The following is a 13,935-nucleotide window of genomic DNA, read 5'->3' on the forward strand; positions in this document are numbered from 1 at the left end:
CCGGCCCACTCGGCATGACAGGCTCATGCGCGGCGCGCCGATTCTTTTAAGGCGGTAACGTCAATGTCTCAGATCGCAGGTTGGCGAAACCGTCTTGCGCAGATTCACCCTGACCATAGCCGGATCGCACGCAGTGCGGTCTGGGTTTCCATGTTCGCGCTCATCGGCAAATCGGCGGGCGCGCTCAAGGAAATGGCGATCGCGTATCGCTATGGCATCAGCAATGTCGTCGATGCCTATCAGCTCACGCTCACGCTGATCACCTGGCTGCCGGCCACGTTCGTCGCGGTGCTGAGCGTCGTGCTCGTGCCGGCGCTGGTCGAGCTGCGTTCGAGGCCCAAACAGGAGCAGGCGAAGTTTCTCGGCGAACTCGACGTGATGGCGATAGCCGTCGGCGTGGCGTTCGCGGTCCTTCTCTACTTCTCCTGGCCGTATGCGCTGGACCTGATGGCGCGCAACCTGTCGGAAGAAACCCGCGTGATGTCGCGCAGGATGATGCTCGGCATGGCGCCGGTCGGCATCGTCATGCTGACGATCTGCGTCTATGCGGCCCGCCTGCAGGCGCGCGAAAAGCACGTCAACACGCTGCTGGAGTGCGTGCCGGCACTCGTGCTGCTGGGCTTCGTGCTCGTCTGGCACGATGCAAGCTCGCCGGCGCCGTTGATCTGGGGCAGCACGCTCGGCTTCATCCTCCAGGCAGTGCTATTGGGCGTGCTCTCCGGGCGCGCCGATCAGATCCGCGCGCGGCTCAGCTTCTCTCTCAGCTCACCGCAGTGGCCGCACATGTACCGCGCGGTCGGTGTGTTCATGATCGGCCAGCTCGTCATGAGTCTGGCCACGCCGCTGGATCAGTATTTCGTGGCCGGTCTCGGCGACGGCAACATCGCGACGCTCGGTTATGCGAGCCGCGTGCTCGGCCTGCTGGTCAGCATGGGTGCGGTGGCGATCAGCCGGGCGACCTTGCCGGTTTTATCCGAGCTGTTGAGTGCAGGAGATAACGTTCGTGCCCGAAGCATCGCGCTAAAGTGGTCGCTGTTCATGCTGGCGATCAGCGGCGTGGTGGTGGTGGCGGCGTGGCTTCTCGCGCCGTTCGTCGTGAAGCTGCTATTTCAGCGCGGCGCCTTTAGCGCAGCCGATACGCTGGCGGTGTCCAGCCTGTTTCGCTGGGGATTGATTCAGATTCCTTTCTATTTCTCGGTGCTGGTGCTGGTGCAGCTTTTCGCGAGCCAAGGTCGCTTCAAGGCAATGGCTTTGATCGCGGTCGTGAACTTTGCAGTAAAGGCAGTCGCGAATTTTTTCCTGATTCGTTGGCTCGGCATTACGGGGGTTGTCCTTGCAACCGGTGTCATGGGCGCCAGTTCGTTCGTTTGCTATCTGTCTCTCACGCTGTCACACGGATCATTAGAGAATAAAAAGGCAGGTCCGCTATGAAGATTCTGCTGTTCATCCATTCACTGCATTACGGCGGCGCGGAACGCGTGGCCATGAACCTGTCGACCGAATGGGCGGCACAAGGTCAGGAAGTCTGTGTCGTGACGCTGACCTCTACCGCGAGCGACTTTTATTCGCTGCGCGACTCGGTCAAGCGCATAACGCTCGATCTCGCGGGCGCCACTAACGGCCCGGCCAGCGCGGTCTTCGCGAATGCGCGGCGGATGCTGGCATTGCGGCGCGTGCTCAAAAAGGTGCGCCCGGACGTGGTGCTCGGCATCGAGACGAGGCCGTCGATTCTGGCGATCCTGGCCGGCCTCGGCTTGCCGTGCAAGGTGATCGCAACCGAGCATATTCATCCGCCGATGCTGTTCGAAGGCAGGTTCTGGGAATGCCTGCGCCGCTGGACTTACCCGTTCGCGGACAAGGTGGTCGCGTTGACGGAGAAAAGCAGGCTATGGCTGCAGGAGCACTGCCATTGCAAAAGGGTCACCGTCATTCCAAATTCGATCTCGCTGCCGATTCCCGTTGTGGAACCGCTCGTATCGCCGCAGGCAGTCGTGGGCGCACAGCGTCGCGTATTGCTCGCGGCGGGACGGATGGCCGAACAGAAGGGCTTCGATATCCTGATCGATTCCTTCGGCCGGATCGCGAGCGATTTCCCCGCGTGGGATCTCGTCATTCTCGGCGACGGCGATGACCGGCGCGCACTCACTGCACGAATAGCGGCGGCGGGCTTGGGCGATCGCGTGCTGCTGCCGGGTCAGGTCGGCAATATGCCCGACTGGTACGAGCGTGCGGACCTTTACGTGCTGAGCTCGCGCTTCGAAGGCTTCTCGATGACGATCGTCGAGGCGATGGCAAGCGGCTGCGCGGTGGTGAGCTTCGACTGCGACGCCGGCCCTGGCGACATCATCACGCACGGCCACGACGGCCTGCTGGTTCGTCAGGTCGGCGATCCACAGGCACTCGCCGATGCCTTGTCGATCCTGATGAAAGACGACGAGACCCGCGCGCTGATGGCGTCGCGCGCGCGTGCTGTCGTCGATCGCTTCTCGGTAGCGAGGGTGTTCTCCATGTGGCGCGACGTGTTCACGCAAACCGGCGCGAAACCTTCGGGCCTCGTCGAGCGTCCTTCCGTACGGGTGACGGAATGAGTACCGGGCGCTTTGCATTCCATCAATCACATGGGCCGAATCCGGACCGTTCATGAATATCGTCTTGTTCATTAGCGCGATGCAGGATGGCGGTGCCGAGAGCGTCGCCGCGACGCTTGTCAACGCATGGGTCGAGCGCGGCGACTCGGTCACGCTCGTCGCCACGTATTCCGGCCGCGGCGCCTGCAACTACCCCGTTTCACCGGCCGTGAAGTTCGTGTACCTGGCTGACCTGGTGAAGCGGCGCGGCCGCGGACCGCTCAACTTTATCCAGCGCATGGCGGCCTTGCGTGCCCTCATGCGCGAAAGCAGGGCGGACGTGATCGTGTCGTTCCTGACGAACGTGAATGTCGCGACGATTCTCGCGTCGCGCGGGCTCGGCATTCCCATCATCGTGAGCGAGCATACGAATCCTCTTGCCGATAACCGTTCGTTGTTATGGCGACTGCTGTGCCGGTTTGTCTATCCGAAGGCCGATCTGCTGACTCTGCTGACGGACGACGTGGTCGCGCCGTTCAGGAAAGTCGTGCCGGGCATGAAGGACATCGCGGTGATGCCCAATCCGCTGCCCGATGGACTGTTCCTCCAGCAACGGCAACCGGCCACGCCACGCAAACGCGTCATTTCGCTGGGACGGCTCAACAGCACGAAGCAGTTCGATTTGCTGATCCGCGCCTTTGCACTGCTCGCCCACGAGTGGCCTGATTGGGACTTGTGGATCTGGGGCGAAGGACCGGAGCGCGCGGCGCTGGAGGCTCAGATTGAGCAACTGTGCATGGGCGAGCGGATTTTCCTGCCGGGACGCACGCTGACCCCGTGGAGCGAGCTGGCCAAGGGACAGGTCTTTGCGATGTCGTCGAGCCACGAAGGTTTGCCCATGGCGCTGATGGAAGGCATGGCGCTTGGACTGCCCGTCGTGTCGTTCGACTGCCCTAGCGGACCGCGGCAATTGACGCGCAACGGCGAGGACGGCCTGCTCATTCCGCCAGGCGACGCGAACTCCATGGCTGCCGCGTTACGCCGGCTGATTTCGGACGACCCGTTGCGCGCCGAACTGGGCAGAAAGGCCGCCGTCTCGGTACGGGAACGCTATTCGTTGAAGGCGGTATTGCAAATCTGGGACCAGTTGTTCGAACGGGTTGGGGCGCGTGCCAAGGCTGCTGAGTCGACGCACTGAATAACCCAACGGCATGGTTGCGGTCGCGATCTGCCGTATTTACACACAGCTCAGAGATTCAGGAGCGGACATGAACGGACGTAAAGTAGTTCTCTTTGCCAATACCGACTGGTATCTGTACAACTTCCGGCTCTCGCTGGCGCAGAGACTGCGGCAAGACGGATATGAAGTGGTCCTGCTGTCGCCGCCGGGAGAATTCGGACCGAAGCTGCAGGCACTCGGTTTCAGTTGGCACGCCGTGCCGATGAATCGCCGCAGTCTCAATCCGTTGCGCGAAGTCGGTGTGCTCGCATGGATTGTCCGGTTTCTCCGCCGCGAAAAGCCCGACCTCGTCCACGGATTCACGATCAAGAGCGCCGTGTACGGCTCGCTCGCGAGCAAGCTTGCCGGCGTGCCCGCGCGGATCAACGCCGTGGCGGGCATGGGCTACGTCTTCACGAGCCGCGATTTGAAAGCCCGCGTGCTGCGGCCTATCGTGCGCCAACTAATGCGCTCCGCGCTTAACGGCCGGCGCAATGCGCTGATTCTGCAGAATCCCGACGACGTCGCGATTTTCAAACGGGCGAGAATTGTCGACGACCGCTCCATACAGCTGATCAAGGGCTCGGGCGTGAACTGTTCGCGTTTCTCAGCCCGGCCGCAGACCGATGAGGACACGCAGGCTCCGTTGCGGGTCGTGCTGGCTGCTCGCCTGTTGTGGGACAAAGGGATTGCCGAATACGTGGAGGCGGCCCGGGCGCTGAGAGATGAAAACCGCTCGGTGCGGTTTCTTCTCGCCGGCTCCCCCGACGATGGCAATCCCGCCTCCGTTCCCCGCGAACTCGTCGAAGGCTGGGCTAACGACGGGCTTCTCACGTGGTTGGGCCATGTCAGCGATATGCCGAAGCTGCTCTCCGAAGTGGACGTCGTGGTGCTGCCGAGTTATCGGGAGGGCTTGCCCAAGACGCTGATCGAAGCGGCCGCGTGCGCGTTGCCGCTGATCACCACCGATGTCCCCGGCTGCCGTGAAGTCGTCAGCGCGACGGGAGAAGACGGCTTGCTCATTCCGGTGCGCGATGCCGCGGCGCTGGCCGACGCAATTCGCCTGCTCGACGACGATCGCAAGCTTTGCCGGAAACTCGGCCTGGCGGCTCAAGCCAAGGCGCTGAGTGAATTCGACGAGTCGATTGTGATCAGCAAGACGTTGCGCGTGTATAGCGAATTGCTCGACCCGGCGCCTCGCGAAGTCGTCGTGGCGAGTCAGCGCGAGCGGCAGATTTGACGGTGTCAGCGAAACATCCTGAAGGAGATTGAGTGGCCATGGTCGTTCCGAAATTCATATTGCGCTTCGATGACATCACTCCGGAAATGGCGTGGTCGCGATTCGATCCCTTCGATGAGCTTTCCATGGACCAGGACCTGCCGCTGCTCGTCGGCGTCGTGCCGAACTGTCTTGATCAAACGCTCGTCGTCGAGCCGGCGCGAGACGCGTTCTGGGACACGGTCCGCGGTTGGGTCGATCGGGGCTGGAGCATCGCGCAGCACGGCTACACCCACCAGTACGTCACCGAGCACCCTGGGCTGTTGCGTCTCGGCAGTAAATCGGAGCTGGCCGGTCTCTCCTACGAGGAGCAATTCGCCAAGTTGCAGGCGGGAAAGACGATCCTTCAGCAACAGGGTGTTTGGCAGCCGGTATTCATGGCGCCTTCCCATTCGTTCGATGAAGCGACGCTCCGCGCGCTGGCCGATCTCGACTTCAAATATTTGACGGACGGCAGCGGCGTCTATCCGTACAAATTCGGCGCCCTGACTGCGGTGCCGCAGTTGTTCGCAACGCCGCTGCATTTTGGTTTCGGCGTGTATTCCATCTGCCTGCATGTCAATACGCTCAGCGAAGCCGAGATCGACAGGATTGTCGGATTCGTGAAGAAGAACCGCTCGCGGTTCATTTCCTTTGAAGAGGCTGCGAGCGTCAGAACACCTGTCCCGGGCGTCGCGATGGCGATGCGCTTTTTAACCTCTACCCCGTTGCGCGCCATGCGCCGTCTGAGGGGCTGAACTCTTGATGAGGTGCACAGTGCGCAACAGCCGGAGAGCGGTCAATGCTTTTCTTCTCAGCAGCATGGTGGGTGCGATCACGCGACCTCTCGCTGCGGTGGCCGACGTCGTGACCAACAAGCATGTCGCGCCCGACGAGGTCATCGACCGATCGTTCGGCGTCAAGGCGGACGGCACCACAAACGACCGCGCCGCGCTTCAGAAGGCGGTCGATAATTCCGTCGGCAAGACGCTCGTCATTACGGGCCCATGCAGGATCGACGCCGAAGGACTGCATATGCGCACCAACAGCCGCGTGCGTTTCGCGCCCGGCGCCTCGATCAAACTGCTTCCGCACGACACGCAAAACTACGAGGTCATCCGTGTCTGGGACGTGCGGCACGTGGTGCTGGAAAATCCTCGCCTCGACGGCAGCAAAGAGTTGAATACGGTGAAGGGTGGAGAGTGGGGCATGGGCATTTCCATTGCCGGAAGTACGGATGTGACGATACTGTCGCCCAGCACGATCAACTGCTGGGGAGACGGCATCTATATTGCCAACAGCTTCGGCAACGGGTTGCCCTATTCGAGCGACGTCCGGGTCATGAATCACTACGCGTCCGGTTGCCGTCGGCAAGGTGTGTCGATTATCAGCGGCAAGAATATTCTGTTCGACAGTCCGGTGTGGGAAAACATAGCCGGCACGCTTCCTTCCGCCGGACTGGATATCGAGCCGAACGCAAACACGGACATCGTGGAAAACATCCGGATTGTGAATCCGACCACGCGGCACTGCCAGTTCGGCATTCTGGTCTATCTGGAGGCACTGCCGGGCAGCCGGGAAAAGAACGTCAGCGTCGTGATCAGCGGACACAAGGACGAAGACAGCAGGGAAGCGGCCTTCAGCGTATCCGGATTGAAGATGAAAGGCAGCGTGGTCACCGGCTATATCACGAGCAATTCGCCGACGTGGATTCGTCCGAGGCGAGACGCCTTTGTCAGCGCCGACTACGACCGTGCCGGGCCGAAGATCGATATCACGAATCCCACCATCGTCCGCTAGCCGCTTGCGAGAGGTGCGACGCTCAACGCGTCACACCTTTGGCGCGTAGCAATGTCGTGTACATGTCCCGGTACTGTTGCCAGCACACCGTAATCGAAAAGGACTCGACGATCCGCTCGCGCGCCAGCCGTCCCAGTATCTTGCGTTGCTCCAGGCTCAATGTCGCCATCTGCTCGAGCGCGTCCGACAAACTGACGGGATCGCGCGGCGGAACAACCAGACCGGTGTCGCCGACCAGTTGACCGGTATCGCCCACGTCCGTGACCACGCATGGAACGCTGCATGCCATCGCTTCGCCCACAACCGTGGGCAAGCCTTCCGTTCGGGATGAGAGGCATAGCATGTCGAACGCCGGCATGATTCGATGCAGGTCATTCCGGGCGCCCAGCAAGTGACAGACGCCGCCCAGGCCAAGCTCGTTCATCGTGCGTGCGAGCGCCTTGTTGCTGGCGTCGACGTCCTTGCCGACCATGACGAAATGACATTCCGGCACACGCTGATGAAGCATCGCGGCCGCGCGCAGAAAGTTATCGTAATCCTTGGCGGGATTGGAGCGTCCCACGATTCCGATCAATATGGAAGCCGGCGGCAGGCCGAGCTCATTGAGCAGCGCAGTCCTTGCGGTGGCGTCCGGCACGAACTTGCGGACATCGAAGCCGTTATGAATCACCCGCATCTTCGTGCGCTCGTAGCCGTATTCGACGTGAGTTCTGAACGACGCGTTGGCGCAGCAAATGACCGAATCCGGCAAACGGTTCGAGGTCGCCGCGCCCATTCGCGCAAGCGTATTCAGAACGCGCCCGACTTTGGGCGTGGGCACTTCGGTCCGGTGAATGCCCCACACGAGCACGAAGCGATGGCGCTGCCTGCTGAGGCGGAACATCAGCCGCGCCAGCAACACCGCCACGCCGCCGAAAATATCCGCGTGATACATCCAGGTCTGGACGACATCGGGGCGCGCTTCGACGATCCACCTTGCCAGTCGAATCAGGAGTAGCGGATTCGGAACGCCAGACCGCATTCCCAGAAACTTGACTTCAGCACCCGCCGCGCGCAGACGGTCGGCCATCTTGTCGATGGCGGACAGGGAGATGACGACGTGCGTCTCTCCGGCGGTGCGGGACTCCGAAACTAGGTTCAGAAGCAACGTTTCGGCACCACCTACCCCCAATCCCGAAATAATATGGACAATTTTCATTTTGTTTGCACGGTACGGCATTCGGTGACGTAGAACCGCTGCTATTTCAATCCGGTCCGCCTGTGTCGTGTGTCTTTCACGGATCGATATCCGTCATCACGAAAGGATAATGGAAGGCTAAGTGATCGAGCCGTCGCCATACCGTTCGCCATCCAACACAGCCCAGGACAATTGTCGCTCGCCATTCCCGGATGCGATTTATTGTGCATACGAGTCTATGGACTCGTCCTCAGGAATCGATGCGAATCTTATGTGCCGTTCCGCTCGTAAGGTCCAACCGAAAGCTGATAGCGTGCAGGGGCATAAGGCAAAGTCAGTTTCAAGAGCATTCAATGGCCAGATAGCAATACCGGTCACTGAGCGCGCTCCGCTGAACGGCGCTTGCCGAAAGCATGAGTGAGCGGCATAAAAAATCAACGCACCTCCTCCGGTTTGCGCGGCATTGGCAAGCTGACGGGCAAGAGAGGGATGAAAGTGGCAGAACAACTCAACTCGAAGTTCCAGATCCATCCAATCGGCTACCGGTGGCTGCGGCCTTCCATGCTTGGATTCCTGGCGTTGTCGGCGTTCATTCTCCTGAAGATCGCCCTCGGCGATCGGAGCACGCTGCTCGATCAGGATAATTACGTTGCGTACTTCAGGGATGCCGATCCGCTCTGGATCGTTCATCTGTGGTCCAGCAGCCAGTCGGTGGTGTTTTTCATCGTGAAGACGATCACGGATGAACTCGGCTGGCGGCTGTGGGTGTTAGGCCTCGATTCACTGGGCCTCTCACCGGACACCGCGGTGCGCGTGACGGTCGTCGTGCTGAATGTGCTGATGGCGCTTGCTCTTAGCCGGACGCGCCGGCCGCTTCTCGGCCTGCTTTTGTGGGCGCTGATCCCCACCGGCCTCGCGACGGTCGGTCTATTCCAGATCCGTCAGGGTTTCGCCCTGTCGATCGCCATGTACTTCGCGATGTGCCGGCAGCAACCCGTTCGAGGCGCGCTGCTCGCCAGTATCGTTCACACCACTTTTGCGTATCCGGCCTTGTTCCTGATTCTCGCGCACTTTCTCATGAAGCGAAGCAAGGCGCTGGCGATCGTGGGCGTGGTCGGCGCGGCGCTCGCGATGTCGCTGGCGTCGGCGTGGCTTTTCGCCAGGTTCGGCGGCCGCCGGCTCGAGGAATACACGCAGCAGGAAGAATTCACAGTGAACTTCCTGATCTCACTCGCTCTGTATCTGATCGTACCAATGCTCGTGATCGTGCTGCGTCGAAAGCATATTGAGCATATCGCGCGCGAAATGGTCGTCCATGAGATCGCGATCATGCATATCGGGCTGATCATGTTCCTGATCATTTCCTTCTTCGTCTATCCATTCGGAACCCAGCGCATTGTCTACTATGGACCGCTGCTGTTGGCCTTCATGCTGCCGGAGATCCGTATCAAGAATTCGCTGGTCCTGTGGATGGTCGCATTTATCCTGGCTATTTTGACTTACGACATTCACAAGAATTATCTGCTGGGCACTTATAAGTACTTTCTCTGAGCGCTTGTCCGCTAGCCGCAAGGCAATGCTTGCCGGTACGAAGCGCGCTTCCTTTCCGAAGCGCGTGCAAGCGCGGGCAATCATCATTTCATAGACATATTCCGCTGCGTCGATAAGTTGATTCGACGTATGCCGTGGCACGTCGTATTTACGCTTATTTGTCGGCTCATAAAATGATCGTGTCCGGGTTGTGTTGGGAATGCCACAGAGGAAAGACTCAAAGTGAGAGACGGTGTGCATCACTAACCTTGTCCTAAACGTGCATTAAAAGCGACAAGAAAATAAAAATTCCTCCGTTTATGTTGGAGACAGAGATGTTAAATCTGGCGTTTGGCTTTGTTGTCTCATTCCTGGTTATCTTTTTTATCGTGCGAAGTTCGGGCTTGCACGGGTCGCTTACGATGGACCACGACTTGCGGGGCATTCAGAAGAACCACGCCTATGCGGTGCCGCGAATCGGCGGAGTCGGCATTGCCTGCGCCGCCACGGTCGTGGCGCTTATCCAGCCGCTGTGGGCGACCGCCCCGGGGACCGGTCAACTGCTGCTCCTGTTGTGCGCTGTGCCCGCCTTCGCAGGCGGCGTGGTGGAAGACATGACCAAGCGCGTGAGCCCGCGCGTGCGGCTGCTGTGCGCGCTCGCTTCGGCGCTCGCGGCCTGCCTGCTGATGCACGCCACGCTCACGCGGGTGGACTTGCCGCTTATCGATCAGTGGCTGCGCATTCTGCCGATCGGGATCGGCTTCACCATGCTCGGCGTCGCCGGGCTGACGAATGCGGTCAATATCATCGACGGCTTCAACGGACTCGCCTCGGTCGTCACCATGCTGATCTTCGCCTCGATCGGTTATGTGGCCCATAGCGTCAACGACTGGCTTGTCATGAGCATGGCGTTGACCATGATCGGCGCGATCGGCGGCTTCGTGCTCTGGAACTTTCCGGTGCCTTCCGTTTTCCTCGGTGATGGCGGGGCTTATTTCATCGGTTTCGTCATGGCGGAGCTGCTGGTCCTGCTGATCGTGCGCAACCCGGGCGTGTCGGCGTGGTACGCGATGGCCGTCGCCATCTATCCGACGTTCGAGACGCTCTTTTCCATTTATCGCCGCAGGATCGTGCGCGGCAGGCCGGCGGGCGCTCCGGACGGACTTCATCTGCATACGCTCGTGTATCGGCGTGTGGTGCGAAAGGGTATCGACGGCGGCAATCTGCGCCGGCGTGCGATGCGCAATTCCTGCACCTCGGTTTATCTGTGGGTGCTGAGCCTCGTCAGCATCGTGCCGGCCACGTTCTTCTGGGACACGCCTATCGCGCTCGCCGGGGCGACTATCGCCTTCGTCACGATCTACGTTCACGTCTATGTGTCGATCGTGCGCATCAGGACGCCGCGCTGGCTGGTGATCACGGGACACGCGCCGGTCGTCGCGCCGCGTGGGGCCGAGGAGCCGCGCCACTGACCCGGCGCTGCGATTTCCATTCATTTACACGGGCAGTGTGTGAGGACGTACGTTGCGGGAGCGGAACCCGATGCACCATATGAACATACAAAGGCACGGGGACAAGCCTTGAAAACCGCGGCCGGGGTCCGGGAAAAGACGGACCTTGCAGGTAACGCCCATAGGACCACGAGAAGACAAAATGAACCACGGATACGAAACATCGCTAGTCAAGCGAGTGGTCAACCAGGTGGTGACCGGTATCATCAACGGGGATTACGACGGCGACATGCTGCCTCCGCAGGTCATCCTGTCGAAGAAGCTCGGCGTGAGCCGCTCGATCATGCGCGAAGCGATCAGCATCCTGATTTCACGCCAGATTCTCGACGTCCGGCCGAAAACGGGTACACGCGTCAAGCCGACGAAAGACTGGCTCATCATCGATCATGAAGTCGCCGAGTGGCGGCTTCGCGCCACGCCCGATCCGGAGTATCTGCACGGGCTGATCGAATTCCGCAAACTCGTCGATCCGCGTGCGGCTGCGTTCGCGGCGACCCGGGCGAGCCGGCATCAGCGCATTGCTATCGCCGCCATGTATCAGAATCTCCAGCAGGCGAGCGGGGATCCCGTCGCGCGCAAGGCCGCCGAAGACGCGCTGCAACTGGCGATCATCGACGCCAGCGGCGACAGCTTGCTCAGCCAGATGGGCAGCATCGTCCGGATGGGGCTGAAGTCCGTGCAGCCGGTCTCCCGCATGCAAGCACTGGCGTACGAGGCGCGGGTCGCCGATTACGGCAAAGTCGTGCGCGCGATCGAACTCGGCGACGCGGACGGCGCGAAGGCGGCGATGATGCAACTCATCAGCCATAGCGCGGACCAGCTGCTCGCGGAAACGGTTTGAGCTGGATGCAGGCCGATACCGGGGTCTGGAGGCGGACGATTTAATTCGGATGCCTATTTAGAATAAGGATGCGCGAAGCAACGGGCCGCTGTAGCGCAAGAGAAGACGCTTTATGAAGTCCACGCGATATTCCAACACGGTTGAGTCGCGCAACGGACTAAACCATCGGAGGGGAATATGTGTGGAATCGTGGCTGGGATCGCAGAACGCAACGTCGTTCCGGTATTGCTCGAAGGCTTGCGGCGGCTGGAATACCGCGGCTACGACTCCTGCGGCGTGGCGGTGCTGCGAGACGGCGCGCCACACCGCGTGCGCAGTCTGACGCGCGTTCGTTCTCTGGATCGCGAGGTCCGCGAGATGGGGCTCGAAGGCTGGACGGGCATCGCTCACACCCGCTGGGCGACGCACGGCGCGCCGGCGACCCAGAACGCGCATCCCATCTTCTCGCAGAACGAGATCGCGATCGTTCACAACGGCATCATCGAAAACTTCGAGGCGCTGAAACTCACACTGAGCGGCGCGGGCTATGAATTCGCGAGCCAGACGGACACGGAAGTGATCGCCCATCTGATCCACAGTCACTACCAGGGCGATCTGGCGGAAGCGGTGCGTCGCGCCGTGAGCGAACTGCGCGGCGCGTATGCGATCGCCGTCTTCTGCAAGGCCGAGCCGGAGCGCGTGGTGGGGGCGCGCTATGGCTCGCCGCTCGTGATCGGGATAAACGGCAAGGAATCGTTTCTTGCGTCGGATCCGCTGGCGCTTTCCGACGTAACCGACCGGTTTATCTTCCTGCAGGACGGCGACATCGCCGATCTGTCCCACAACGGCACCCGGATCATGAACCGCGACGGCCAGCCGGTCGAGCGCGAGGCGCGCACGTTGCTCCATCCGCCCACCGAGGCGGCGCTCGGGCCGTATCGTCATTTCATGCAGAAGGAAATTTTCGAACAGCCGCTGGCTGTGTCCAAAACATTCCCCCGCAACAGCGCGTTCGACGCCACGCTTTTCGGGGCCACGGACCCGCAGGCGTTCGCGCAGATCGACCGCATCCTGCTGCTCGGCTGCGGCACGAGCCACTATTCCGCGTTGACCGCCAAGGCGTGGTTCGAGTCGATCGCGAAGATCCCGACGCAGGTCGAGATTTCCAGCGAATACCGCTACCGCGAAACGATCCCGGGCAAGAACACGCTGGTGGTGCCGATTTCGCAATCGGGCGAGACCGCCGACACGCTCGGCGCCCTGATGCATGCGCAATCGCTCGGTCAGGACCACACGCTTGCAATCTGCAACGTGGCGACGAGCGCGATCGTGCGGCAGTCGCGCTGGTCGTTCATCACGCAAGCCGGTCCCGAAATCGGTGTCGCATCGACCAAGGCGTTTACCACGCAACTCGTGGCGCTGTTCGTTCTCGCGGTGACGCTCGGCCGCTCACGCGGGTATGTCGATGCGCAGCAGGAAGCGAACTACCGCTCGCAGCTCTCGGGCCTCTCCACGGCGCTGCAGGGCGTGCTGGCGCGCGAACCGCAAATCATCGCGTGGGCGCACGAGATCGCGCGCACGGACAGCGCGATCTTCCTCGGCCGTGGTGCGCACTTTCCGATCGCACTGGAAGGCGCGTTGAAGCTCAAGGAGATTTCGTACATTCACGCCGAAGGCTATCCCGCCGGCGAACTGAAGCACGGACCGCTAGCGCTCGTGACCGATGCGATGCCGGTCGTCGTGACCGCGCCGAACGACGGCTTGCTTGAAAAGCTGAAGTCGAACATCCAGGAAGTCCGCGCCCGCAGGGGCCAGGTGTACGTGTTCGCCGATGCCGATGCGAATCTGTCGAACGAGGAAGGTCTGCGCGTCATTCAGATGCCCGAGTACTACGGGCCGCTGTCGCCGATCCTGCACGTGCTGCCTTTGCAACTGCTCGCGTATCACACGGCGTGCACGCGAGGAACCGACGTCGACAAGCCGCGCAACCTCGCGAAATCGGTGACGGTGGAATGAGGCGCGGGGCACGTTGCATATCGATCCATCAAGACAA

11 protein-coding genes are annotated in these 13,935 nt (G+C 61.0%); 10 read left to right on the forward strand and 1 reads right to left on the reverse strand.

The features are described from left to right. Positions 1–63: 63 nt before the first annotated feature. From murJ to B0G73_RS02325, 6 genes are all read left to right on the forward strand, one after another. Positions 64–1,431, forward strand: a complete 1,368-nt coding sequence (gene murJ, locus B0G73_RS02300) for a murein biosynthesis integral membrane protein MurJ (RefSeq protein WP_106277471.1) — start codon at positions 64–66, stop codon at positions 1,429–1,431. Then, a complete protein-coding gene (locus B0G73_RS02305; RefSeq protein ID WP_106277473.1) occupies positions 1,428–2,588 on the forward strand; it encodes a glycosyltransferase family 4 protein in 1,161 nt (386 codons plus the stop codon). The genes murJ and B0G73_RS02305 overlap by 4 nt, the downstream gene beginning before the upstream one ends. A gap of 52 nt (positions 2,589–2,640) precedes the next feature. After that, on the forward strand, positions 2,641–3,765 hold the full coding sequence (locus tag B0G73_RS02310; RefSeq protein ID WP_106277475.1) for a glycosyltransferase family 4 protein: 1,125 nt from the start codon (positions 2,641–2,643) through the stop codon (positions 3,763–3,765). 70 nt (positions 3,766–3,835) lie between these two features. Beyond that, positions 3,836–5,026, forward strand: coding sequence for a glycosyltransferase family 4 protein (locus tag B0G73_RS02315; protein ID WP_106277477.1), 1,191 nt, complete (start codon positions 3,836–3,838; stop codon positions 5,024–5,026). Positions 5,027–5,064: 38 nt separating this feature from the next. Then, positions 5,065–5,802, forward strand: a complete 738-nt coding sequence (locus tag B0G73_RS02320) for a DUF2334 domain-containing protein (RefSeq protein WP_106277479.1) — start codon at positions 5,065–5,067, stop codon at positions 5,800–5,802. 109 nt (positions 5,803–5,911) lie between these two features. Further along, a complete protein-coding gene (locus B0G73_RS02325; protein ID WP_241974777.1) occupies positions 5,912–6,844 on the forward strand; it encodes a hypothetical protein in 933 nt (310 codons plus the stop codon). 22 nt (positions 6,845–6,866) lie between these two features. Here B0G73_RS02325 and B0G73_RS02330 read toward each other — a convergent pair whose 3' ends face one another. Continuing rightward, positions 6,867–8,042, reverse strand: a complete 1,176-nt coding sequence (locus tag B0G73_RS02330; RefSeq protein ID WP_106277723.1) for a glycosyltransferase — start codon at positions 8,040–8,042, stop codon at positions 6,867–6,869. A 468-nt stretch (positions 8,043–8,510) separates the two neighbouring features. Between B0G73_RS02330 and B0G73_RS02335 the strand changes: the two genes are divergently transcribed. The 4 genes from B0G73_RS02335 (at position 8,511) to glmS (ending at position 13,898) form a co-directional block, all read left to right on the forward strand. Beyond that, complete coding sequence (locus tag B0G73_RS02335; protein WP_146144146.1) at positions 8,511–9,572, forward strand: EpsG family protein; 1,062 nt, start codon at positions 8,511–8,513, stop codon at positions 9,570–9,572. Between the two features lie 314 nt (positions 9,573–9,886). Further along, positions 9,887–11,023, forward strand: coding sequence for a glycosyltransferase (locus B0G73_RS02340; protein ID WP_106277485.1), 1,137 nt, complete (start codon positions 9,887–9,889; stop codon positions 11,021–11,023). Between the two features lie 181 nt (positions 11,024–11,204). Then, positions 11,205–11,903: a FadR/GntR family transcriptional regulator gene (locus B0G73_RS02345; protein WP_106277487.1), complete on the forward strand. Its 699-nt coding sequence runs from the start codon at positions 11,205–11,207 to the stop codon at positions 11,901–11,903. A 177-nt stretch (positions 11,904–12,080) separates the two neighbouring features. Next, positions 12,081–13,898, forward strand: a complete 1,818-nt coding sequence (glmS, locus tag B0G73_RS02350; protein WP_106277489.1) for a glutamine--fructose-6-phosphate transaminase (isomerizing) — start codon at positions 12,081–12,083, stop codon at positions 13,896–13,898. The last annotated feature ends 37 nt before the right edge of the window (positions 13,899–13,935 follow it).

It is taken from the genome of Paraburkholderia sp. BL25I1N1, from assembly GCF_003002025.1.
Classification (GTDB): domain Bacteria; phylum Pseudomonadota; class Gammaproteobacteria; order Burkholderiales; family Burkholderiaceae; genus Paraburkholderia.

What these genes read in the sequence shown, in the direction of transcription:
- B0G73_RS02335 (WP_146144146.1), top strand. Translation starts at nt 8,511, where the DNA reads ATGAAAGTGGCAGAACAACTCAACTCGAAGTTCCAGATCCATCCAATC.
- B0G73_RS02310 (WP_106277475.1), top strand. Translation starts at nt 2,641, where the DNA reads ATGAATATCGTCTTGTTCATTAGCGCGATGCAGGATGGCGGTGCCGAG.
- murJ (WP_106277471.1), top strand. Translation starts at nt 64, where the DNA reads ATGTCTCAGATCGCAGGTTGGCGAAACCGTCTTGCGCAGATTCACCCT.
- glmS (WP_106277489.1), top strand. Translation starts at nt 12,081, where the DNA reads ATGTGTGGAATCGTGGCTGGGATCGCAGAACGCAACGTCGTTCCGGTA.
- B0G73_RS02330 (WP_106277723.1), bottom strand. Translation starts at nt 8,042, where the DNA reads ATGAAAATTGTCCATATTATTTCGGGATTGGGGGTAGGTGGTGCCGAA.
- B0G73_RS02340 (WP_106277485.1), top strand. Translation starts at nt 9,887, where the DNA reads ATGTTAAATCTGGCGTTTGGCTTTGTTGTCTCATTCCTGGTTATCTTT.
- B0G73_RS02305 (WP_106277473.1), top strand. Translation starts at nt 1,428, where the DNA reads ATGAAGATTCTGCTGTTCATCCATTCACTGCATTACGGCGGCGCGGAA.
- B0G73_RS02315 (WP_106277477.1), top strand. Translation starts at nt 3,836, where the DNA reads ATGAACGGACGTAAAGTAGTTCTCTTTGCCAATACCGACTGGTATCTG.
- B0G73_RS02345 (WP_106277487.1), top strand. Translation starts at nt 11,205, where the DNA reads ATGAACCACGGATACGAAACATCGCTAGTCAAGCGAGTGGTCAACCAG.
- B0G73_RS02320 (WP_106277479.1), top strand. Translation starts at nt 5,065, where the DNA reads ATGGTCGTTCCGAAATTCATATTGCGCTTCGATGACATCACTCCGGAA.